This window comes from Paraburkholderia sp. BR10882, assembly GCF_040948855.1.
GTDB lineage: Bacteria > Pseudomonadota > Gammaproteobacteria > Burkholderiales > Burkholderiaceae > Paraburkholderia > Paraburkholderia nodosa_A.
On sequence record NZ_JBFPKP010000007.1, the window covers coordinates 208,479 to 231,373 of the forward strand.

The 22,895-nt window shown below is 61.1% G+C and carries 17 protein-coding genes; 11 read left to right on the forward strand and 6 right to left on the reverse strand.

The annotated features are described in order from the left end of the window. Window positions 1-7: 7 nt before the first annotated feature. From AB3X99_RS19940 to AB3X99_RS19955, 4 genes are all read right to left on the reverse strand, one after another. Entirely contained in the window at window positions 8-148 is a 141-nt protein-coding gene (locus AB3X99_RS19940) for a hypothetical protein (protein ID WP_368617892.1), read from the reverse strand. 14 nt (window positions 149-162) lie between these two features. Next, entirely contained in the window at window positions 163-1,161 is a 999-nt protein-coding gene (gene cydB, locus AB3X99_RS19945; RefSeq protein ID WP_368617893.1) for a cytochrome d ubiquinol oxidase subunit II, read from the reverse strand. Between the two features lie 41 nt (window positions 1,162-1,202). Further along, window positions 1,203-2,597, reverse strand: coding sequence for a cytochrome ubiquinol oxidase subunit I (locus AB3X99_RS19950; protein WP_368617894.1), 1,395 nt, complete (start codon window positions 2,595-2,597; stop codon window positions 1,203-1,205). A gap of 203 nt (window positions 2,598-2,800) precedes the next feature. Continuing rightward, window positions 2,801-3,172 carry a response regulator transcription factor gene (locus AB3X99_RS19955; RefSeq protein WP_368617895.1) on the reverse strand — a complete coding sequence of 124 codons (372 nt, stop codon included), beginning with the start codon at window positions 3,170-3,172 and terminating at the stop codon, window positions 2,801-2,803. Window positions 3,173-3,579: 407 nt separating this feature from the next. On the opposite strand from AB3X99_RS19955, the gene AB3X99_RS19960 reads away from it, so the two are divergent. The 10 genes from AB3X99_RS19960 (at window position 3,580) to AB3X99_RS20005 (ending at window position 20,594) form a co-directional block, all read left to right on the forward strand. After that, complete coding sequence (locus AB3X99_RS19960; protein WP_368617896.1) at window positions 3,580-4,029, forward strand: DUF3331 domain-containing protein; 450 nt, start codon at window positions 3,580-3,582, stop codon at window positions 4,027-4,029. Between the two features lie 230 nt (window positions 4,030-4,259). Continuing rightward, complete coding sequence (locus AB3X99_RS19965; protein ID WP_368617897.1) at window positions 4,260-6,416, forward strand: FUSC family protein; 2,157 nt, start codon at window positions 4,260-4,262, stop codon at window positions 6,414-6,416. Beyond that, window positions 6,413-7,915 carry an efflux transporter outer membrane subunit gene (locus tag AB3X99_RS19970; protein ID WP_368617898.1) on the forward strand — a complete coding sequence of 501 codons (1,503 nt, stop codon included), beginning with the start codon at window positions 6,413-6,415 and terminating at the stop codon, window positions 7,913-7,915. Before AB3X99_RS19965 ends, AB3X99_RS19970 begins: the two co-directional genes overlap by 4 nt. After that, window positions 7,899-8,102 (forward strand): DUF1656 domain-containing protein, encoded by a 204-nt coding sequence (locus AB3X99_RS19975; protein ID WP_368617899.1) that lies wholly within the window; start codon window positions 7,899-7,901, stop codon window positions 8,100-8,102. The genes AB3X99_RS19970 and AB3X99_RS19975 overlap by 17 nt, the downstream gene beginning before the upstream one ends. Window positions 8,103-8,145: 43 nt before the next feature. Beyond that, window positions 8,146-9,108, forward strand: a complete 963-nt coding sequence (locus AB3X99_RS19980; protein WP_368617900.1) for a biotin/lipoyl-binding protein — start codon at window positions 8,146-8,148, stop codon at window positions 9,106-9,108. Between the two features lie 128 nt (window positions 9,109-9,236). Next, complete coding sequence (locus AB3X99_RS19985; RefSeq protein ID WP_368617901.1) at window positions 9,237-10,670, forward strand: aldehyde dehydrogenase family protein; 1,434 nt, start codon at window positions 9,237-9,239, stop codon at window positions 10,668-10,670. Window positions 10,671-10,716: 46 nt separating this feature from the next. Then, window positions 10,717-11,172 (forward strand): (2Fe-2S)-binding protein, encoded by a 456-nt coding sequence (locus tag AB3X99_RS19990; RefSeq protein ID WP_368617902.1) that lies wholly within the window; start codon window positions 10,717-10,719, stop codon window positions 11,170-11,172. Window position 11,173: 1 nt separating this feature from the next. After that, the gene (locus tag AB3X99_RS19995) at window positions 11,174-13,411 is read left to right on the forward strand and encodes a molybdopterin cofactor-binding domain-containing protein (protein WP_368617903.1); all 2,238 of its coding nucleotides are present in this window, start codon (window positions 11,174-11,176) and stop codon (window positions 13,409-13,411) included. A 13-nt stretch (window positions 13,412-13,424) separates the two neighbouring features. Beyond that, on the forward strand, window positions 13,425-14,708 hold the full coding sequence (locus AB3X99_RS20000) for a cytochrome c (RefSeq protein ID WP_368617904.1): 1,284 nt from the start codon (window positions 13,425-13,427) through the stop codon (window positions 14,706-14,708). A 348-nt stretch (window positions 14,709-15,056) separates the two neighbouring features. Further along, complete coding sequence (locus AB3X99_RS20005) at window positions 15,057-20,594, forward strand: AAA family ATPase (protein WP_368617905.1); 5,538 nt, start codon at window positions 15,057-15,059, stop codon at window positions 20,592-20,594. 21 nt (window positions 20,595-20,615) lie between these two features. On the opposite strand, the gene AB3X99_RS20010 is transcribed toward AB3X99_RS20005, so the two are convergent. Together AB3X99_RS20010 and AB3X99_RS20015 are read right to left on the reverse strand one after the other, a co-directional pair. Further along, window positions 20,616-21,212, reverse strand: a complete 597-nt coding sequence (locus tag AB3X99_RS20010) for a cytochrome b (RefSeq protein WP_368617906.1) — start codon at window positions 21,210-21,212, stop codon at window positions 20,616-20,618. Beyond that, a complete protein-coding gene (locus AB3X99_RS20015) occupies window positions 21,209-22,270 on the reverse strand; it encodes a catalase family peroxidase (protein ID WP_368617990.1) in 1,062 nt (353 codons plus the stop codon). Before AB3X99_RS20015 ends, AB3X99_RS20010 begins: the two co-directional genes overlap by 4 nt. A gap of 237 nt (window positions 22,271-22,507) precedes the next feature. On the opposite strand from AB3X99_RS20015, the gene AB3X99_RS20020 reads away from it, so the two are divergent. After that, window positions 22,508-22,885 carry a BON domain-containing protein gene (locus tag AB3X99_RS20020; RefSeq protein ID WP_368617907.1) on the forward strand — a complete coding sequence of 126 codons (378 nt, stop codon included), beginning with the start codon at window positions 22,508-22,510 and terminating at the stop codon, window positions 22,883-22,885. Window positions 22,886-22,895: the final 10 nt, after the last annotated feature.

Sequence of the window (22,895 nt, forward strand, 5' to 3'; positions counted from 1 at the left end):
GCCGCCTTCAACGCTGCAGGGCCACAACGAGAAAATGAAAGGGCATGGCGAGCAGAACGGTAAAGACGAAGCCGAGCAGCCAGAGTATGGCGAACCACGTCATACGCTTGCCGAGGGTGGGCTGCTCTTCGTGCGGGGTATCCGACATGGTTCTCTCCTCCGTCAATGATACTGGCTGCCTTGCTGGACTTTGCCGCGAAATACCCAGTAGCCCGCGGTCGTATACACGACAATGATCGGGATGATGATCACGGCGCCAACGAGCGCAAATACCTGGCTCGACCGCGGTGAAGCCGCTTGCCACAACGTCACGGAACGGGGAATCGCATACGGCCAGATGCTGATCAGCAGGCCAAGGTAGCCGAGAAGAATCAGGGCATTGCAAAGCAGGAACGGTGCGAAATCGGAGCGTCTCTTGACCGCGCGATACATGGCGACCGCCGTTACCGCAACGAGAATCGGGACCGGGTAAAGGCTATAGTGGAATGAGGAACTGAACCATCGCGCGGCGACTTCGGCGTCCGTGAGCGGCGTCCAGATGCTCACGGCGACGATGAACGCCAGCAACGCGAGCGTCATGGGCCAAACGATCCCGAACAGGCTGTCCTGCAGTTCGCCCTCGGTCTTCATGACGAGGTAGGTGGCGCCCTGCAGCGCATAGGTGACCATGAGGCCCATGCCGGTGAGGAAGCTGAAGGGGGACACCCAGAAGAACGGGTCCCCCGAGAAAACGCCGTCTTTCACGGGAATGCCCTGCAGGTAGGAGCCGAGGATCACGCCCTGGAAGAATGCGGCGCCGGCAGACCCGCAAATGAAGGCGAGACTCCAGAGGTTTTTCGTCCGGTTGGCCTTGCCGCGCAACTCGAATGAAACGCCGCGAAAAATCAGGCATACGAGCATGAAGATGATCGGCAAATAGAGCCCCGAGAGCGCGACGGCGTACACCATGGGAAAGGCGGCGAACAACGCTGCGCCGCCCAATACGAGCCACGTCTCATTGCCGTCCCATACGGGGGCGATGCTGTGCATCAGCATGTCGCGGATCGTGTCGGAGGGGAAGAAGGGGAAAATCATCCCGATGCCCAGATCGAACCCGTCGAGGACGATGTACATGAAAAGACCAATGGCGATGATGGTTGCCCAGACTACCGTGACATCCATGGCAGGCTCCTGAAGAATTGCGCATCTGGCTTGGTGTACAACTACTCGGTGGCCGCGGCAAGCGGACGGCGGCCTCCCACTCCGGGGTGATCGGCGACTTTGGCGGGCGCCGCGGATTCGTTTTCCAGCGGCGGCCCGGCGTAGATGAGCTTAAGGATGTAATAGACGCCCGTACCGAAGACCAGCACATAAACCATGAAGAACACCAGCAGGGAAACGCCCGCGCTTTGGGCGGTCAAAGGTGAGACGGCATCTCTCGTTCGCAATACGCCGAATACGACCCAGGGCTGGCGGCCCGCTTCGGTGGTGATCCAGCCGGCAATGAGCGAGACGATACCCATTGGGCCCATGATGACGGTGAGCCATTGGTAGGCGCGAAACTCGAAGAGTCTCGCGCCGCGTCGAAGGAGCGCGCCCACGAGCGCGGTCAGGATCATCAGTACGCCAAGCCCGGCCATGATCCGGAACGTCCAGAAAATCAGGCTCGAATTCGGGCGGTCTTCTTTGGGAAATTCCTTGAGCCCGCGAATTTCGCCGTCCCAGCTATGCGTGAGGATCAGGCTGCCGAGATGGGGAATCCGGATCGCATAGCGCGTCACTTCCGCGTTCATGTCAGGAAAGCCGATCAGATTGAGCGCCGTGCCGCCTTTTTCCGTTTCCCATAGACCTTCGATCGCGGCGATCTTGACGGGCTGATAGCGACGGGTGTTCAGCCCATGCTGGTCGCCAACAAAGGCTTGTATCGGTGCGAGAAAGAGGAGCAACCAGAGCGCCATCGAATACATGGTCTTAACCTCTGGGTCGCGCCGCCCGTGCAGAAGATGCCACCCGCCTGTTCCGGCAACGACCAGCGCAGCGACGATAAACGCCGCCATCGTCATGTGCGCAAGGCGATAGGGAAAAGAAGGATTGAAAATGACGGCGAGCCAGTCCACGGGAACGACATGACCGTCTTCGATCCTGAATCCCCGTGGGGTTTGCATCCAGCTGTTGGATGCCAGAATCCAGAACGTGGAGATGAGTGTTCCGATGGCAACCAGCAGCGTGGCCGCAAAGTGGGCCTTCGCGCCCACCTTTTCCCAACCGAACAGCATGATGCCCAGAAATCCGGCTTCGAGAAAGAAGGCGGTCATCACCTCGTAGGTGAGAAGCGGACCGGTAATCGGGCCGGCAAAGCGCGAGAAACCCGCCCAGTTCGTGCCGAACTGATAGGCCATGACAACACCCGAAACGACACCCATGCCGAAGCCGACGGCGAATATCTTCGCCCAATACATGGACAATGCCTTGTAATGCGGCTTGCCGGTTTTCAGGTAGCACGCCTCGAGGACTGCAAGGAAACTCGCGAGGCCGATACTGAGCGCGGGAAAAATGATATGGACGGATACGGTGAAGGCAAACTGAAGCCGTGACAGATCGAGCGCGTTGGCATCCATCGTGAGCCCCTTCTAGCAGGATGAGCGGACCGCATCCGGTCCGACATCAGCACACTAGCGCGCCGCGACAGTGTTGGAAACACTACCGCGGTATGCGACATGCGGCACGCAATGCCACTGACCTATACCGCCGTATAGGGATAAAGTGCAACGGGCGTGAAAACGCGGGATGGCATGAAGCGATCGAAGTGACGAGCAGGATTTCAGGCCTTCCCGACCGCCTGTCGAACCTTCTCGAGTATGACGCACGAGTCGACCGGTTTCTCGAGATAGGCCAGCGCGCCGTTGGCGAGCGCGACGGATTCGTCCTGCGCGGTTGGGTAAGCGGTAATGAAGATGGTTGGCGGTGCGTTGCCTTGCGAGCGCAACTGCGCATGCATTTCCAGGCCCGACATGCCCGGCATGGTGACGTCCGAGATGAGGCACCGCGTTTTGCGCACGGCGCCTGAACGGAGGAACGCGTCGGCTGAGTCGAAAGTCAAGACTTCCCATCCTAAGGCTCGAATGAGACTCTCGATTGATTCCCGAACCGACTCGTCGTCCTCGACTATCGAGACAAGAGCGACTGGAGTCACGCGATCCCTCGGACGGACTGCCCAGGCGGAGTGCAGCAGTCCTGCAGGTTGTTAGACTTTCGCATTGCAGAATAGTCCCGCATAGGTGGCGTGATAACCATACGAAGGTATAAAAGTGCACGACGCATTGGCCATTTCTTTCAGTCAGCCAACTCGAAGGCGTGCGCAAGCACTGTGCCCTCGGTGAGTATGTAAGCGTTATCTACATCAGGGCTATTGGAGCCAGTCGAAAGCGTTCCTCCAGCACGGAATTAAACGAAGGTATAGGGTTGCGGAAAATTCATGCGCGCGGCACAACCCTTTGTAGGGCTGTCTCATCGCGACGATCGGCGATACCTTGGTGATACGCCGGACCGGTTCATCGAACCGGCTCGCAGGATGTGATTGCCGATAGCAAGGAGGCGCCGATGTTGACCAACACAAACTTCGTCGATCCCTGGATTCGCACGATAGGTCTGCTGTCCATACCGGGGACTTCGGAAATCGTCGACGTGGAGCCCGTTCCTCTTGTGAAATGCCGGCACCGCGCGGAAGCCAACGTTTCGGACTGGCGTCCATTCGTGCGTATCATCGACCGGCCAAGCGCACACTCGATGACGATCGACTGGCGCGATCCGACCAAATGTTGCTACCGGGAGCAGCTGTGGGTGGCCGCGCATTCCCGCGTGAGCGGCCGTTGCGCGATGAGCGGAAAATCGATCGCACCAGGCGACGAGATCTTTCGTCCGCGCCCCACGAGACCGGCGCCGAGGAACGTTGGCGCGATGATTCTCGCTTCGGCCGTGGACGCCTGCTACCCGTACGGTTCGCAGGAGGAATGGAACGTAGAAGCCTCCGCATTGACGGCGTTACGTTAAAAGGAGATTTGCCTTCAGGTCGTCAATGAATGGCAATCTTTTCATTCCGATGCACGGGGTGGCGCAATTGATCGGTCGCCAGTCACGAATCGCCGTGGCTCCAGAATATTCCTCGCTATTTCACGAAAGAGGTGGCCCGTTGATCGCGCTAATATAAATGCCAGAACGATTCCGAACGATCGAGTGGAGGAGTCGTATGGCGCGCGGTTGACGGGTGAGGTCAAGCAGACATGATGACGACCTGGGAGGGCTTGCGCAAAGAATTTGCCGACGTGTACGGCGACGAGCTGCCGCGTATCGTGCACGCGTTCAAGGCTGCGCTGGCCGTGATCATCAGCATGCTGATATGCATGCGGCTCGAACTACGCGCACCCGGCACGGCCATGGTCTCGGCGGTGATCGTGATGTTCCATCAGCAAAGCGGAATGGTGATCGCGCGCGCGTTTTATCGGACCCTGGGCATTATCTGTGGATGCTTTGCAGGACTGATGCTGATCATCCTGTTCGCGCAGCAGCCCGGTCTTTTCCTGGGCGGTCTAGCAATCTGGGTCGGGCTCTTCGTCGCGGGGGCTTCGTACTATAAGAACTATCAGTCGTACGGCTTCGTGTTGTCCGGCTACGCGGCGTGTATTACCACGGTGCCCGAGTGGTCGACGCCCTATGACGTGACGTACAACATCATCTATACGATAAGCGAAGTCCTCATTGGTGTGGCGAGCGGCAGTCTCGTGAGTGCGCTGGTTTTTCCGCAGAGGGTCGTGCCCGCGCTCATCAAATGGCGTGCAAACGCGATGACGCTATTGTTGAACTCGCTGCGCGGCGCGGTGCGCGGCGAGCCTGGATATGAACCGGTTGAAACCTACCTCAAGCTGGTTCGCGAGAGCGCAACGATGGAGGGATTGCGCACGGCTGCCGTGTTTGAAGAGCCGGAAATGCGTTTGCGCGACGAGGGGCTCCTGGAGTTGGACAAGACATTCCTCGGTGTCGTCACGCGCATCTTTTCCGTCTTCCGTGCGCAGCGCAACTCGGCGAATACAGGCAAGGCGCTTCGCCCGATCATTGACGCGATATTCGGCAAGGTGGCGAATGTCATTGCGAACGAGAATGCCGACTGCCTGGAAACGGCGAGCGGACTCCAGCGCATGATCGAGAGATTGAGCGCACTGGAAGCGTCGTTGCTGCTTTATCTCGACCGCAGGACGAGCGGCAACGAACAGCAGGACGAGTCCGGGTACGAGGCCATCGCCATGGTCGCGGCCGAGGCCTGGTCGGCGGTCGTGGCGCTCCGCCTGTTCTGCAATACCTGCAAGGTACTGCTCGACCCGCCGAGAGTACGGCTCACGCAGCCCGTCGCCGAAGCGGTCGCGTTCATTCGCAGTGTTCCGCTGCATACGAGTGGCTTCACGGCGGCGATAGCGGGCTTGCGCGCGGCGCTGGCGGTGGCAGCCGTCGGATACGCGTGGGTGCTCTCGGGATGGGACAACGGCTATAGCGCTGTCGTGGCGGCAGGCATTACCAGTGGATTCTTTTCATTGAGCCCGACACCAGCCGTCGCGAGCTGGCAAGTCTTTGTCGGATGCCTGATCGCGTGGATCGTTGGCTTTGGCGTGAACTTCTTCGTGATGCCCGCATTGGGCGACGACGTCACGCTGTTCGCGCTGTGTCTGGGCATCGTGCTGTTCCTCGGGAGCTACGTCAATACGTTTCCGCGTGTCGCGCTTTTCGGCGCTGGGTTCAACATTTACTTCTGTTATGTGCTCACGCCAACGAACGTCGCGGTCTACAACCCGCCGTATATTCTCGACCGCGGATTCGGCCTGCTCATCGGCATTGGTGTCTCCGCCGTCGCCTTTTCCCTCGTGGTTTCGCGGGAAGGCGCCTGGATGGCGAGCCGCTCCGCGACGCGGATTCGCTCGATCGTGGAGCGCGCGGCGCGCGATCCTGTCGATACGAACGACGCCATACAGGTCGGAATCGCAATGCGCGACCTGATCGTGCATATCTCGACGTTGCCGCACGTCACGCCGGATCAACTGCAGCGCGCCACGAGTTGGGCCTTCGACCAGCTATGGATCGTCAACACGTTGATGAAGGTGCGCAATCTCGAGTTCACACAGCCGGATCTGCTTCCACCGGCGTGGGGCGAAGCGCAGGCTGAATGGCTCAGCGCGATGGAACGACTGGCGCAGCGCGCCGATTCCGCATCGGTCGAAACGGCGCTCGCGGCAATCAGGCGGGCATTGACGGCGCTGGCCGGCCCCCCTGGCGATCCGGCATCGGACGAATGCCGCGCGATACTGAAGATGCGCGCGCGGCTCTATTCGACCTGGGCGGCGCTGACCGACCAGTTGCCGCGCCTGACGGCAGTCACGGCGGCCGAGTCATGAGCGCCTGCGCGGGTTCCGGTGCTGGAGCGTTCGCGCTGCGGGTCGTGTCGTCGATGGCGCTCGCGGTGCTCGCGGGCTGCATCGACGGCGCGGGAATCAAGCCTGAGGCTTCTTATATCGATCCCGGCGGTGTGGACGCGGGCAGCGCAATGCGCACCGCAGTCATCGATGCGAAGTGGCCCACGAGCGACTGGTGGCTCGCCTGGCGAGACCCGCAGCTCGACATGTTGATGCAGCAGGCCGATAAGGGCAGCCCAACGCTCGCGATCGTGAGATCGCGCGTCACCGCCGCGATCTGGGAGGCGCGCGCAGCGCATGCGGACGAACTGCCCGACATCGAGGGCGATGGCCACTTCGCCCGCACGCGCTTCCCGCGCTACGCAACCCCTTCGCCGCCCGGCGGCACCACGGTCTGGAACAATGCCGCCGCGGTCACGCTTTCGTGGGACCTCGACTTCTGGGGCAAGAATCGCGCAATCGAGCAGGGCGCACTCAATCACGTGCAGGCTTCGGTGGCGGACGCACAGTTCGCCAAAGTCGAACTCGAAACGGCCGTTGCGCGCACCTATACGCGTTTCGCGCTTCAGGAAGCGCTGCTCGCGGTTTACCGGTCGATCAACGAGGAACAGGTGCGCAACCTGGATATCGCGGTCAAGCGCCGCGCGGCGGGCATCAGTGGCGAGATCGATGCGAGTCAGGCGAAAGCACAATATGAAGCAGGCCGAACCGATATCGCACGCACGCTGAACGAGATCGCGCTTGCCCGCTTACAGATTGCATATCTAGTCGGCGAGGGGCCCGGTTTCGGTGATCATCTCAAGGCGCCGACGCTGCCGGGCAACGTTGCCACGGCGCTGCCTTCGGCATTGCCCGCGGAACTCGTCGGCCATCGCGCCGACGTCGTCGCGCAACGATGGCGGGCCGCGGAAGCGGCAAAGAAGATCGACGCCGCGGACGCGGACTTTTACCCCAACATCGATCTCGTCGCCAGCGCCTCGCTCGCGTCATTGGCGCCGTTCGGCGGATTCTTCAACTTCATCAATAGCGACGCAGTCGGGCATAGCATCGGCATTGCCGGGTCATTGCCGATCTTCGATGCGGGCCGCCGGCGCGCCAACTTCGGCGTGGCTAATGCCGAATACGACGACGCGGTGCTCAAGTACAACGACACGGTGTTGTCCGCCATGCAGAGCGTCGCTCAGGACGTGACGTCGCTGCAGTCGCTCGGCGTTCAGCAGCAATCAGCCGAAGCGGCGTGGCAATCGTCGCGACGCGCCTACGATCTCGCGGTAAGCGGCTATCGAGGCGGGATCACCGAGTACCTCGATGTGCTGGTGGCGCAAAAGATCATGCTCGAACAAGAGCGCGATCTCACCCTGATCCATGCGCAACGCGTCGACGCATGGGTGCTGCTGATGAAAGACCTGGGCGGAGGCGCGCAGATCCACGCAATGCCGGTTGGCGCAAAGGAAGGGGAAAGCGATGCCCGTGGAAATTGACCTGTACGGCTTTTTTGCGCCCACGCTGCTACTCGTGTTTCTAGGGAGCGTCGTCGTATTCGTGGCGCTGGACATGTTGTTGGCGAAGGTCGGTGCCTATCAGTTCGCGTGGCATCCGGGCCTGTTCCGGGTTGCGGTCTTCGTGGCTCTGTTTTGCGGCGCGGCTCTGATCGTCCAGAGAGCGTGAATACCGATGCCCACGGGGCCGCCGCATGAAAACGAGGCGATAGATGAACAAGCCGTATTTCATACGCTTTGCGACAACGCTGATTGTGGTCGTGATTGCGCTCGTGCTCATGCATGCGATCTGGGATCGTTATATGTATTCGCCGTGGACGCGCGACGGACGCGTGCGGGCAAACGTCATCAATCTTTCGACCGACGTTTCGGGAATCGTGAAGGAAGTTCGGGTCAAGGACAACGAATGGGTTCACAAGGGCGAAGTGCTGTACGTGCTCGATCCGAACCGCTTCGTCTATGCGTTGCAGCAGGCCGATGCGGATGTCGCGCGCGCGCAGGCGCAGTTGCTTCAGTCCGAGTCGCTTTCGAATGCGAGCCAGTACGAACTGAAGATGCGCAAGGATCAGGCAGCGAGGCGCGAGAAGCTCTCGGCCGATGTCGTGTCTGAGGAACTGCGATCGGACTACGCCTGGCAGTCGCAGCAATCCCAATCCACGCTCGATGCGGCGCGGGCCGCTCACGCGGCCGCCGAGGCGAGCCTCAAAGCCGCGCTCGTACACCGCGAGACTGCACGGCTCGACCTCGAAAGGAGCAGTGTGCGCGCGCCGACGGATGGCTACATCACGAACCTGAACCTCTTTCCGGGGGACTTCGCGACGGCAGGCGTCGCGCGTATGGCCATGATCGATTCGCACTCGTTCTGGGTGTACGGCTACTTCGAGGAAACTAAGATACAGGGCGTTCAGATCGGCGAGCACGCCATTGTCCGGCTGCTGGGCGCGAAGGTGGACATCGACGGGCATGTCGATAGCATCGCGAGCGGCATCGTGGATCGCGACAATCCCACGGGGCAGAGTGAACTGCTGGCGAACGTCGACCCGGTGTTTACCTGGATACGCCTTGCGCAGAGAGTGCCCGTGCGGATTCATCTGGATAACGTTCCGCGCAACGTCCATCTCGCGATGGGCATGACGTGCACGATTACGCTCAGCGCGGCAAAACAGTCTGGATGACGCGAGCGTGGCGACGCTTGGCGCGTCGTCCTCGTGGGGAGCGGAAAAATCGCGTGTTTTCAAAAAAGACGCTCATACAGTCGGTGGCTATTCTGGATTCGGCCGCCTTGAGAAAAGGAGAGCGCGTCATGTTGCAGGAGAGCTACCCGTACTACCTTGCGAACGAGGCAGTCGCCGCCAATACCGACCTGGAGGTGACGGACAAGTTCAGCGGCGAAGTCGCCACGCGCGTCGCGCTGGCCGACGCGAAAACGATCGACAAGGCCATAGGCTTCGCCGAAGCGGCCATGCCCGAGATGCGCAAGTTTGCCCCGTATAAACGTCAAGCCGTGCTCGAGCACTGCGTGGCGCGTTTTCGCGAGCGTGCCGAAGAAATGGCGGTCGCCCTGTGTATCGAGGCGGGCAAGCCGATCAAGGATTCGCGTGGTGAGGTGAGCCGCCTGATCGACACGTTCAAGGTCGCGGCAGAGGAGTCGGTGCGAATCGGTGGCGAAATCATCAATCTCGAGATTTCGCAGCGTGCCAGGGGATACCAGGGTTACGTGAAGCGGGTTCCCATCGGACCATGCTCGTTTGTCTCGCCGTTCAACTTTCCGCTGAACCTCGCCGCACACAAGGTGGCGCCGGCGTTGGCCTGCGGCGTTCCGTTCGTGTTGAAGCCCGCGAGCCGCACGCCCATCGGCGCCCTCATTATCGGTGAGGTCATGGCGGAAACCGATCTGCCCAGGGGCGCGTTTTCGATTCTTCCCGCCCATCGCGACGGTGCGGATCTTTTCACGACGGACGAGCGTTTCAAGCTGCTTTCGTTCACGGGCTCGCCTGGAGTGGGCTGGGAGTTGAAGGCGAAAGCGGGCAAGAAGAAGGTCGTGCTGGAACTCGGCGGCAATGCGGCAGTGATCGTCGATAGCGATCAGCGCGAAAAGCTCGACTATGTCGTCGAGCGGCTCGCGTTTGGCGCGTTTTATCAGTCGGGTCAGAGCTGCATTCATGTGCAGCGGATTCTCGTGCACGCTTCGATTTATGACGAATTGCGCGAGAAGTTGATTGCAAAAACGAAATCGCTCAAGGCGGGAGACCCGAAGGACGAGGCCACCTTTGTCGGCCCGATGATATCGGTGTCCGAGTCGCGTCGGCTCGCGGGCTGGATGGAAAGCGCGGTGGCGGCTGGCGCGTCGATCATCGCGGGCGGGAAGGTGGAAGGCGCGATGTTCGAGGCGACACTCGTCGAGAATGTCGGGCGCGAAACCGATCTCTATCGGAAGGAGGCGTTCGGGCCCGTCGCCATTCTCGAGAAATTCGACGATTTCGAAAAAGCGCTCGTCACGGTCAACGATAGCGATTTCGGCCTGCAGGCAGGCGTGTTTACCGATTCGCTTTCGCACGCGCACCGCGCGTGGGATGAACTGGACGTGGGCGGTGTGGTCATCAACGACATTTCGTCCTTCCGCGTCGACAACATGCCGTATGGCGGCGTGAAAGATTCAGGCATCGGGCGTGAAGGCGTGCGATACGCGATCGAGGACATGACGGAGCTGCGTTTGATGGTCGTGAAGCAGAGTTGAGTACCGCGCATGGATTTCGCCGGAGACGCACTGATCAGGAGTTTCGATGGTAACGCTTGAAGTCAACGGTCAGCAGCGTACGGTGGACGCGCCGCCCGACATGCCTGTGCTGTGGGTGTTGCGTGACCTCGTCGGGCTCACGGGCACCAAGTTTGGCTGCGGAATCGCGCAGTGCGGCGCCTGCACCATCCATGTCGACGGCGTCGCGGTCCGCTCGTGCGTCTATCCGGTCGGGGCCGTGGGCGAGCGCAAGATCACGACCATCGAGGCAGTCGGCGATACGGCCGCGGGAAAACGCATTCAGGCCGCGTGGCGCAAGCTCGACGTGGTCCAGTGCGGCTATTGCCAGTCGGGACAAGTGATGCAGGCGGCGTCGCTGCTTGCGCAGAACGGCAACCCGAGCGACGCCGATATCGATGCTGCGATGGCGGGCAATATCTGCCGTTGCGGCACCTATAACCGCATTCGCGCGGCCATCAAACAGGCGGTCAAGGAGGCGTGACGTGTCGCAGGGACTCGTTGATGCGCAAAATGGCGAACCGCGGGACGAAGCGCTAGCAGGCCTCACACGCAGGGCTTTTCTGAAGTTCAGCGCGAGCGTGGCGGTGCTGGGCAGCGGCGGGTTGATACTCGGGTTCAGCTTGCCCGCGCGCAGCGAGGGCGACGTAGGCAAGACGGTGATTGGCGGCGACGGCGTCGAGACTGCGCAGAGCGCGGTGTTTGCGCCGAATGCGTTCGTGCAGATCGACACGTCGGGCAAGGTGACGCTCATTATCCCGAAGGTCGAAATGGGACAGGGCGTGTACACCTCGATCCCGATGCTGATCGCAGAAGAGCTGGAAGTCCCGCTCGACAGCATCACGCTCGACCACGCGCCGCCCAATGAGAAGCTGTTCTTCGATCCGTTGCTGGGCGGTCAGTTGACGGGCGGATCGACGTCGATCCGCTACGCGTGGGAGCCAATGCGGCGCGCCGGCGCCACGGCGCGGACGCTGCTCGTCAACGCCGCCGCGCAGCGGTGGCAGGTCGACCCCGCGACGTGCCACGCGCAGAACGGCCAGGTGATTCACGCCGCCACGAATCGCACGCTCGCCTACGGCCAACTCACGGAAGCCGCCGGCAAGCTGCCGGTTCCGGGCGAGGTCACGCTAAAGGACCCGAAAGACTTCAAGCTCATCGGCACGATGGCGCGACGGCTCGACTCGCCCGAAAAGGTGGACGGCAGTGCGATGTTCGGGCTGGATGTGCGGCTGCCCGGCATGGTGTACGCGGTGATCGTCAACTGCCCCGTGTTCGGCGGAAAACTCGCCGCAGTGGACGATAGCGCGGCGAGGAAGATCCCGGGCGTGCGCCAGATCGTCAAGATCGACAATGCCGTGGCCGTGGTCGGCGACCATACCTGGGCGGCGAAGCGCGGCGCGGCGGCGTTGAAGATCAGCTGGGACGCAGGGGCGGGCGCGTCGGTGTCCATCAAGACGATCGTCGACGACCTCGAGCGGGCTTCACAGCGCGAAGGTGCCGTCGCGCGAAAGGAAGGGGACGTGGACCGCGCATTCGCAGGTGCAAAGACGCGTGTGGATGCGGTCTATCGGCAGCCGTTCCTTGCGCACGCAACGATGGAACCGATGAATTGCACGGTGCATGTGCAGCAGGATAGCTGCGATATCTGGGTCGGCACGCAGGTCCCCACACGCGCGCGTGACGCAGGCGCAAAAATTACCGGTCTCCCGGCGGATAAGGTCGTGGTGCACAACTTCCTGCTCGGCGGCGGATTCGGGCGGCGGCTCGAGGTGGATGGCGTCACACAGGCGGTGAAAGTCGCGAAGCAGGTGGACGCGCCCGTCAAGGTGACTTGGACGCGCGAGGAGGACATCCAGCACGACATGTACCGGCCTTACTACTACGACCGCATTTCGGCGGGTCTCGACGAGCACGGCAAACCGGTTGCATGGCAGCATCGCATTGCCGGATCGTCGATCCTTTCGCGGTTCGCGCCTTCGACGATCAAGAACGGCGTCGATCCCGATGCGGTGGAAGTTGCGGCGGCGCTTCCCTACGATTTGCCGAATCAGCTTGTCGACTACGTGCGGCAAGAGCCGGACGCGGTCCCGACTGCGTTCTGGCGAGGTGTCGGCCCGACGCGCGGTACGTTTGTCGTCGAAAGCTTTATCGATGAGCTTGCGGTACAGACTAAGACCGATCCCGTGCAGTATCGCCGCGATCTGCTCGGCAAGTCGCCGCGCGCGCTGAACGTGCTTGATATCGCCACCCGGCTTTCGGGCTGGGGAAACGCATTGCCGAAGGGCCAGGGGCGCGGCGTTTCCGTCATGCACGCCTTCGGCAGCTATCTTTCGATGGTCGCTGAAGTCACGGTCGAGCAGGGCGAAGTGCGCGTAAACCGCGTGGTGTGTGCCGTGGATTGCGGGATGTTCGTCAATCCGAACACGGTGGAAGCGCAGATTCAGGGCGGCGTGATCTTCGCCATCACGGGCGCACTGTACAGCGAGGTGAGGATCGAACGGGGCCGCGTGCTGCAGGGCAACTTTACGGACTACCGGATATTGCGCATTCACGAAGCGCCCGAAATTCTCGTGCATATCGTCAAGAGCGCCGAAGCGCCTGGTGGAATCGGAGAGCCCGGCACGTCGGCGGCAATGCCCGCTATCGCAAATGCAATTTATGCGGCAACCGGCAAGCGCTTGCGTGATCTGCCGGTGGGTAAGCAGTTGCAGTCCGTATAGACGGAGGCCAACGATGAGAACGGCGTTGAAGGCACTCGTCCGCAGTTGCGAAGTTGCCTTGATGATGGTTTCGACCCTGGCTTGCGCGGATGACGCCGCGCTGATACAGCGTGGCGAATATCTCGCGAAGGTGGGCGATTGCGTAGCTTGCCACTTGACGCAAAATGGCAAACCGTTCGTGGGGGGACTGAAAATGATGACGCCAATGGGCGCCATCTATTCGACGAACATCACGCCCGATGCCGATACCGGCATTGGCCGCTACACCGAAGCGGACTTCGCACGCGCCTTGCGTGAAGGCGTGGCCAGAGACGGCCACAATCTGTATCCGGCCATGCCTTACCCATCGTATACGAAGGTCAGCGATAGCGACGTGCACGCGCTTTATACCTACTTCATGAAAGGCGTTGCACCTGTGAAGCAGGCGAATCGCGAGTCCGATATCAAATGGCCGCTGAACATGAGATGGCCGCTCATGTTCTGGAATATGGTGTTTCTGCACAAGGGCGCGTATGAAGACAAGGCGGGCAAAGACGTCGCCTGGAACCGCGGGGCCTATCTAGTGCAAGGGCTCGGTCACTGCGGGTCGTGCCATACACCGCGCGGTATCGGGTTTCAGGAGAAAGCGCTCGACGAGAGCGACGGCGTCTATTTGACGGGCGCGCCCGTGGATAACTGGTTCGCTTCGAATCTCACGGGAGACCACAATGCGGGGTTGGGTCGCTGGTCGGAGGCGGATATCGCGCAGTTCCTGAAAACAGGGGCGAATCTGCACGCGGCTGCATTCGGTTCGATGACGAGTGTGATCAACCATAGCAGTCAGGCGATGTCCGATGCCGACCTCGCGGCGATTTCGCGCTATCTGAAATCGCTGCCCGCAGCAGGCGGATCGGGCGGTCCTGACTATGCGTACGACGCCAAAGCGACGAAGGTGGCGCTCGGGCGCCCGGCAAACGACGCCGGTGCGCGCCTCTATACGGCTTTCTGCATGCATTGTCACGGCCCGGACGGAAGAGGGTTCCCACCGCTGCTGGCGCCGCTTGCCGGCAACCCGAACGTACTGGCAGAACAGCCGCTCTCTTTGATCAACGTGACCTTGAATGGCACGGAAGACATCATCATCGGCGGTGTACCGGCGCCATACCCGATGCCCAAATTCGCGGACGTGCTCGACGACGAGCAGATCGCCAATGTTCTGACGTTTATACGCAGCGGCTGGAATAACGGGGCGCCGCCAGTTTCCGCGCGTGAAGTGGAAAAGCTCCGTCAGCAAACAGTGAAAGGTTCGGCGCAATAGCAGGCAATAGGTAACACGGCAACACGGCCACCATTCCTCCAGGCGGCCGCGCTATTTCCGGAATCCCGAACCGGAACGCGCGTAAAGCACGGCATCAGGTTGTCGTGTATAACGTCGATACCTCTAGACCTGCCCTTCTTGTGACACGCGCCCGCAGGCGTCTGTCTCCTCGATGTCCTCACGCTTGGCGCCCCAATTGTTCGCGGTCAATGCTGGTTGCAGCTAGCCGTTTGGTAGTCGCCAAACATGCTATTGGCATAGACTGAAGCAGGGCATCGAGTTATTACGGCAAGGCGCGGTTATTTGAATTGCCGATGCATCTCGCCAGCTTCCTGGGAGTATCAGTCGATGCGATTGGCCCCTTGGCCCGACGCTAAGTCTGTCGAATCGCTTCAAGCCGCGTGGAATGATGGCGCCTTTGTCGTCTGCCGCGGCAAACGGCGAATGGATGATGACACGCGCGAATCCGTGCTGATCGTGTGCCCGGCGCGCAATCTGCCGAATCGTGAGGCGGTGGGCCGCCTCGCGCACGAATACGCGCTCGCCGACAAGCTCGACTGCTCCGCCGCGGCGCGTCCGCTGCAACTGCTGGACGAGCAGGGGCAGACAATGCTGGTGCTCGAAGACGCCGGCGACGAGCCTCTCGAAACGCTTTCCGTTCCCGTGACGCCAGTCGAATTTCTGCGCCTTGCCGTGACCATCGCGAACGCATTGGGCAAAGTGCATGCAAGGGGGATCGTCCACCGCGACATCAATCCGCGACATATTTTGTTGAACAAAGGGAACGGCGCGGTGCGTTTCACGGGCTTTGGCATCGCTTCGGTGATTCAGCGCGAACGCCAGTTGCCGGTGCCTCCGGAATTCATCGCGGGAACGCTCGCTTTCATGGCGCCCGAGCAGACCGGGCGGATGAACCGATCGATCGATTCGCGCAGCGATCTCTATGCGCTGGGCGTGGTCTTCTACTGGTTGCTGACAGGGCAGTTGCCGTTTAGCGCAACCGATCCGATGGAACTCGTGCATTGCCATATCGCACGACAACCTCCTTCGCCGGCCGATCTCGTGGCGTCGCTCGCGCAGCCGATTTCGGCAATCGTCATGAAGCTGCTGGGCAAGACGGCCGAAGATCGATATCAAACGGCGGCCGGCATTGTCCACGATCTGCGGCGCTGCCTCGCTCACTGGGAGACACACGGGCATATTGCGAGCTTCGCGCTTGCGCAATTCGACATGCCCGATCAATTGCTGATGCCGGAAACGCTCTATGGCCGCACTGCGGAAGTTGCCGCGCTTCTTGCCGCCTTCGAGCGTGTGTCGAAGGAAGGACGCAGCGAACTCGTGCTCGTTGCCGGTTACTCGGGCGTCGGAAAATCAGCGGTCGTCAACGAATTGCACAAGGCCCTCGTGCCCAGCAGAGGGCTTTTTCTCGCCGGGAAGTTCGACCAGTTTGCGCGTGATATTCCCTACGCGTCGCTCGCCATGGCGTTTCGCTCCGGCGTTCGATTGCTGTTGGGCGAGAGTGAAGACGAGCTCGCGGTGTGGCGCGACGAATTTCGGCGCGCATTGGGCCCCAACGGTCAACTCATCGTCGATCTGGTGCCCGAACTGGCCATGATCATCGGCGAGCAGTTGCCCGTGCCGCTTCTGGCTGCGCAGGACGCGCGAAGGCGCTTCCATCTCGTCTTTCGCCGTTTCATTTCCGTATTCGCTCGCCCCGAGCACCCACTCACGATTTTTATCGACGATCTGCAATGGCTCGACATTGCGACGCTCGATTTCCTCGAAGACCTGGTCGTTCAGGGCGACACAGAGCATCTGCTGGTCGTGGGCGCATACCGGAACAACGAGGTGGGTGCGGAGCATCCGCTCGCACAGAAAATGGAGGCCATCCGCGCGTCCGGCGCGCCTGTCCAAGACATCGTGCTCGCGCCGCTCGCGAATCTGCATCTCGAACAACTCGTGTGTGATGCGTTGCATTGCCCCACCACACGCGCCGTGCCGCTGGCCCGTCTGCTGCACAAGAAGACCGGCGGCAATCCTTTTTTCACGCTGCAGTTCCTCTCGGCGCTTGCCGACGAGGGCTTGCTGACGTTCGATCACGTCGCCAGCCGATGGTCATGGGATCTCCAGCAAATTCACGCCAAGGGCTACACGGAGAACGTCGTCGCGCTGATGCTGGACAAGCTGGGGCGGCTGCCCGAGCGCACGCAGATCGTCCTGAAGCAGTTTGCCTGTATCGGCAATGCGGCCAACGTCGCGCTGCTCGAGACGATCTGCGAGTTGCCGGATGAGGCAATACGCGAAGCGCTTGCGCCTGCGGTGCAGGCCGGACTGGTACTTTGCGCCGGCGGGGCTTATCGCTTTCTTCACGACAGGGTGCAGGAAGCCGCATACACGCTCGTTGACGAATCGGCGCGAACGTCGATGCATTTGCGCATAGGCAGGCGGCTGCTCGACAATACGCCGCCAGCGAATCGTGAAGACGCAGTGTTTGACATCGTCAGCCAGTTCAATCGCGCCACGCGGCAACTCGAGGAGCGCGCGGAACGCGAACAGGTGGCGCAACTCAATCTCATGGCGGCGCAACGCGCAAAAGCCGCGACCGCATTTGATTCCGCGCTCGCCTATCTTTGTGCCGGCCGTTCGCTGTTGACGGACACCGACTGGCTCGCCAACTACGATCTGCTTTTCTCGATTGAATATCTGTTCGCCGAGTGCGAACTGCTGAGCACGAAAACGTATTCGGCGCAAACGCGGCTCTTGGAACTGGTGCGACGCGCGAGAACACGGCATCACGCTGCGATGGTGACGCGATTGCGCATCACACTCCATACGACACTCGACCAGAGCGAGCGCAGCGTTGAGATCTGCCTGCAATACCTGCGGGAGGGCGGAACGGACTGGTCGCCCCATCCCGACGAATGGGCGGTGCGGCACGAATTCGAACGTATCGCCGCGTTGCTTGGCGAGCGGGAGATCGAAGACTTGATCGATTTGCCCTTGCTCGCCGATTCCGAAGTGCAGGATACGCTCGACGTGTTGACGGAAATCGTGACACCGGCATTCTTCACCGATCAGCATCTCTGCGCGTTGGTACTGTGCCGGATGGTCAACCTGAGCCTCGAATACGGCAATAGCGACGCATCCTGCTATGCCTATGTGTGGCTCGCAACGTATGCCGGTCCGGTTTTCGATCAATACGAGGCCGGCTATCGCTTTGGGCGGCTCGGCCTCGATCTGGTCGAGAAAAAGCGCCTCACGAAGTACAGAGCCCGAACCTACACCTCTTTCGGCAATATCGTGGTGCCATGGGCGCGTCATGTCCTCGAAGGCCGCGAGCCGATACGGCGGGCGCTCGAGATGGCGAACGAAAGCGGAGACCTGACCTATACGCTGTATATCCTTTGCGATCTGACGCAGAATCTCGTCTCGGTCGGCGACAATCTCGAAGATGTGCAGGCCGAAGTAGACAGGGCAGTGGCGATATCCGAACGCGCCCGGTTTCAGCTCGTCACCGACATGCTCGTCACGTATCGGGGTCTCGTGAGGACCCTGCGCGGGGAGACGGAACGTCTTGGCTCGTTCGATGACGCGCAATTCGACGAGGCGGCATTCGAAAGCCACCTGCACAGTTCCCCGAGCCTGGCGCTCCCCGCGTTCGACTACTGGACGCGCAAATTGCAGGCGAGATATATCGTCGACGAATTTGCTGAGGCGCTCGATGCGAAACGACACGCCGAAAAGGTGTTGTGGGTCGCGACCTCGCAGTTCGAAACGGCGGAGTTTCACTTCTACGGCGCGCTCAGTCATGCGGCCTGCTGGAACGAAGCGGACATGCCGGACCGGCAGGCACATGTCGATGCGATCCGTGTTCATTTGGCACATCTGGAGAAATGGGCCTCGCATTGCCCGCAAAATTTCGTGAGCCGCGCGGCGCTCGCGGGTGCAGAAATGGCGCGTATTCGTGGAGACATAGCGCAGGCGGAACAGCGATACGATCTCGCGATCCGCTCTGCGCGCGAGAACGGCTTCATCCATAACGAGGCGGTGGCGTGTCAGGCAGCCGCGCGTTTCTACGCCGCGCGCGGACTGGCCGAAATTGGCGACATGTACATGGGGAACGCACGGCAGGCGTTCGCGCGATGGGGCGCGAAACGCAAGGTTCGGCAACTCGACGCTTTGCATCCGCGCATCGAGCAACCCAGCCAGCCTTACTCGGTGGTCAGCAGCATGGAAGCGTCTGTCGAGCATCTCGATCTCGCCACGGTCATCAGGGTCTCGAAAGCGATTTCGAGCGAGATCGTGCTCGACGACCTGATTCAAACGGTGATGCGCACGGCCGTCGAACATGCGGGCGCGGACCGCGGTCTGTTGATCGTCGTAAGCGACGCCGCCTTTCACATCGAGGCCGAAGCAACCACAGGCGGCGGGGTGATCGCGGTCAGTCTGGAGAAGTCGGCCGTGGAGAGCGGGCGCTTGCCTGTATCGATATTTCAGTATGTGATCAGGACGCGCGAGAACGTCATCATTCACGACGCGAGCGCCCGGCACGACTTTTCATCGGATCGGTATTTTCTGGAGCGCCATACGCACTCGGTGGCCTGCATGCCTTTGCTGCACCAGGGCAAACCGATTGCCTTGCTCTACCTCGAAAACAATCTCGCCTCCAGCGTGTTCACCGCGAGCCGGGTGGCTGTGCTGAAACTGCTGGCTTCCCAAGCTGCGATTTCGTTCGAGAATTCCCGCCTGTATCGCGATCTCGCGGAGCGCGAGGCGAAAATTCGCCGTCTCGTCGATGCGAATATCGTGGGCGTCTTTATCTGGGATTTCGTGGGCCCGATTTACGAAGCCAACGAGGCGTTTCTGCGCATGATCGGTTACAGCAAGGACGACCTTGCAGCGGGGCTCGTCGACTGCACGCGGATTACGCCCGACGAGTGGCATGAGCAGGATCTGGCGGCCATTGCCGAATTGAGAAAGAAGGGTGTGCTGCCGCCGATCGAGAAGGAGTATATCCGCGCCGACGGCAGCCGCGTCGCGGTGCTGCTGGGTGCCGCGATGTTCAGCAGTTCACCGGAGCAGGTGGTGGCGTTCGTCGTCGATCTCACGGAGCGCAAACGTGCCGAGGCGGACGCGAGGAGCCATGAGCAACGCTCGCACGAAATCGAAATGGAGCTGACCCACGCGAACCGCGTTGCCTCGCTGGGGCATCTCACCGCTTCGATCAGTCATGAGATCACGCAGCCTATCGCGTCGGCGGTGTTCAATGCGCAAGCCGCCACGCACTGGCTGGACGCAAGCCCGCCCAATCTGGGCGAGGTGCGTGCGGCTATCGCGCGCGTCGTGAAGAACGGTACGCGCGCCAATGACGTGATTCGACGAATCAGGGCGCTTGTCAAAAAGCAGTTGGCGAAGCAGGAGCTATTTCTGGTCAACGACGCGATTCGCGAGGTCATCGTGCTAACGCGCGGCGAAGCGTCGAAACACCATGTTACGTTGCACGAACAGCTGGAGGCGGATGTGCCGACGGTGGAGGGTGACCGCGTCCAGTTTCAACAGGTCGTCATGAACCTGATCATCAACGCGGTCGAGGCGATGAGCGATTGCGCCGACGGCGTGCGGCAACTGACGATCGCCACGCGCGCCGGCGACGCCAAGACCGTACGGATAACGGTCAGCGATACAGGACCGGGCATCGGCGAAACTGACGCCGAACGGCTGTTCGAACCGTTCTTCACCACGAAGGCTTCCGGCATGGGGATGGGCCTGTCGATCTGCCGATCCATCGTCGAGGCGCACGGGGGCACGTTGCAGGTTCATGCGAACGTGCCGACGGGCGCCGTATTCGAGTTCGAGTTGCCGGGCGCCGATTACGGAGCACCGTGAGGGCTCGGGTATGCCTGTGAACTAGTTGCGGCTGGAGGTCTTGCCGGCAACCAGGCCGTTATCGACTGGCATGTCCGAAACGGTATCGCCCCACGGCGCCATCGCTTCAAAGACACCGTCGCGCCGGATCAGCGCGTGCAAAAGCGCGGCAGCGATATGAGCGACGATGAGAAAGAAAAATAGCAGCGCGAGAATTTTGTGCGAGTTCCAGAACAGCGTGTGCAAAGCGTCGCTGTGCGGCGCGATGGCAGGCAAGCGCACGCCGGCAACCACCACCGGATAGTCGCCGGCCGAGAGCATGCTCCAGCCAAGCAGCGGCAACGCGATCATCAAGACATAGAAGGCAAGATGCGAAAGATGCGCGGCAAGCTTCATGACAGGCGGCATCGCGGCGGGCAACGGCGGCGCGCCTTTTACAAGTCTTACCGCGAGACGAATCAAGGCGAGCACGAGAATCAGAATGCCGAGCGGCTTGTGTATGGAAAGCAGCGTGAGATGATCGGGGCGCATGGTGGACACCATACCCACGCCGATGAACAACATCGCGAGAATCGCAAGCGCCATGAGCCAGTGAAGAAGACGCTGTAGCGCCGAGAAGCGTTGGCCGGTCGGGTTCATTGTGCTACTCCTGCCGCAGCGGTACGGGGATAATCGCCGGCTTCCGCGGTTCTTCTGTTGAACGACACGGAATAGGCGGCTGAACGCGCCGCAGGGAACGGATCGTCTGAAACATGCATGCCAGGCGGAAGCACCGTAGGGTCGAAGTTGAGGTCGCGGCACGGGCCATCGGCTTCCGGCTCGATCGCTTGCACGACCAGGGTGCCCGCTGAAATCTTGCGGCGATCGTCGGGCCATGCCTTGCTCGGATCGGCGCTCGGGTCGCCGGGACTGGCGACGGTGACGATCATCGTCCATCGTTGCGGCGCATCGGCTACGCGCTGGACGATATCCGCATCGAGAAAATTGGGCCCGCGCTGTTTCAACTGTTCGGCAGAGAGCAGTTCAGGCTTCGCAGAAGGCACGAAGGACCAGCGCACCGTGCTGTCCTGCCCGGCCGTGTTGGTAAAGACAAAGCTGTCGAGGCTGTTGAACTGCTCCTCGGCAAACGAGGACGTCATCGGCGTCTTCGTGAGCCACGCGCCGAAAGCGGGGAACTCCGGGTGAGCTGCAATGAACTGCTTCATCGCGTCGGGGTCGTCCTTCTTTCCCAACGCCTGCAGCAACGCATAGAACGCCTCGGGCGTCGACACTGCAAAGAATGGCGCATCGATCATGGCAGAGCGCCACTCGCTGCCGTCAGGGGTGACGACGCGCAGGCCGAGTCCGCGCACCCGAACCGCCGCATCGGCCGCCTTGGGATCGGGGGAACCGAGATTGAAACGCCCGGTCACGGGATAGGTGCCGGCAACGAACATTGGCGCCTTCGAAACGGACGCCGCCGCGCCGCTGGATTCGAATACACCCGTGAAGCAAATTCCCTTGGCGTGATTTCGCCGGAATCCGGGCGCAGCTCCACCGGGCGGCGCGAGCGCGTCGATGAGTTTGGCGGGCGTCAGCCGGCTGGGAGAAAGCCAGCCTGCCGTGAAGCAAAACGCGATGACGATCACCACAACGGCAAGCACGATGATGACGACCGAACGTGTCTGTGAGCGCGCGGTATTCGGCTTGGTATCCATCTGGCCCTCCCGATCGACAAACCGCTGGATGGTGATTGCTGCTCGCAGATTATGCGCTTTCTCGAAACGTCGCCGCTCCCAGTGTGCCCGCGCAAAGCGTGCGGAAAGGAAAATCGGCAAATTTCCGTTCATCCCCGAAATCCATCGTATGTTTTTGAAAGAACCTCGATGGTATGCGGCGTAGCATCAACGCGGATTCATTTCGATTTCGTTTCGCCAAACAACGGAGGTGCCGTGATGAAGATTCAACAGGTAGTGACCGGATGTTTCGCACTGCTGTTTTCGTCGATGGTTTTTGCGCAGAACGCGGTCGAGTCGTCGGGTATGGTGGGAGCCGAGGCGAATGGCGATGCTGTGCAGAAGGCATCAAGCAAGTCATCCGCGCGCGAGGCGAATCGTCAGTTCGCACGCACCGTTCAGCGCGCGATCTATAAGGACCGCGCCCTTGGCGAAGCAGACATCATCGTTTTTGCCAATGCGGGAACGGGCAAGGTGGTTCTCGTCGGGCTGATCAACGATCCGACCCAGGAGCGCACCGCGATCGATGTAGCGCGTCAGGTTGCGGGGGTCACGGGAGTCACGAGCAAGCTCAGTTTGCACGAGGAAGGTAATTGACGAGCGTATG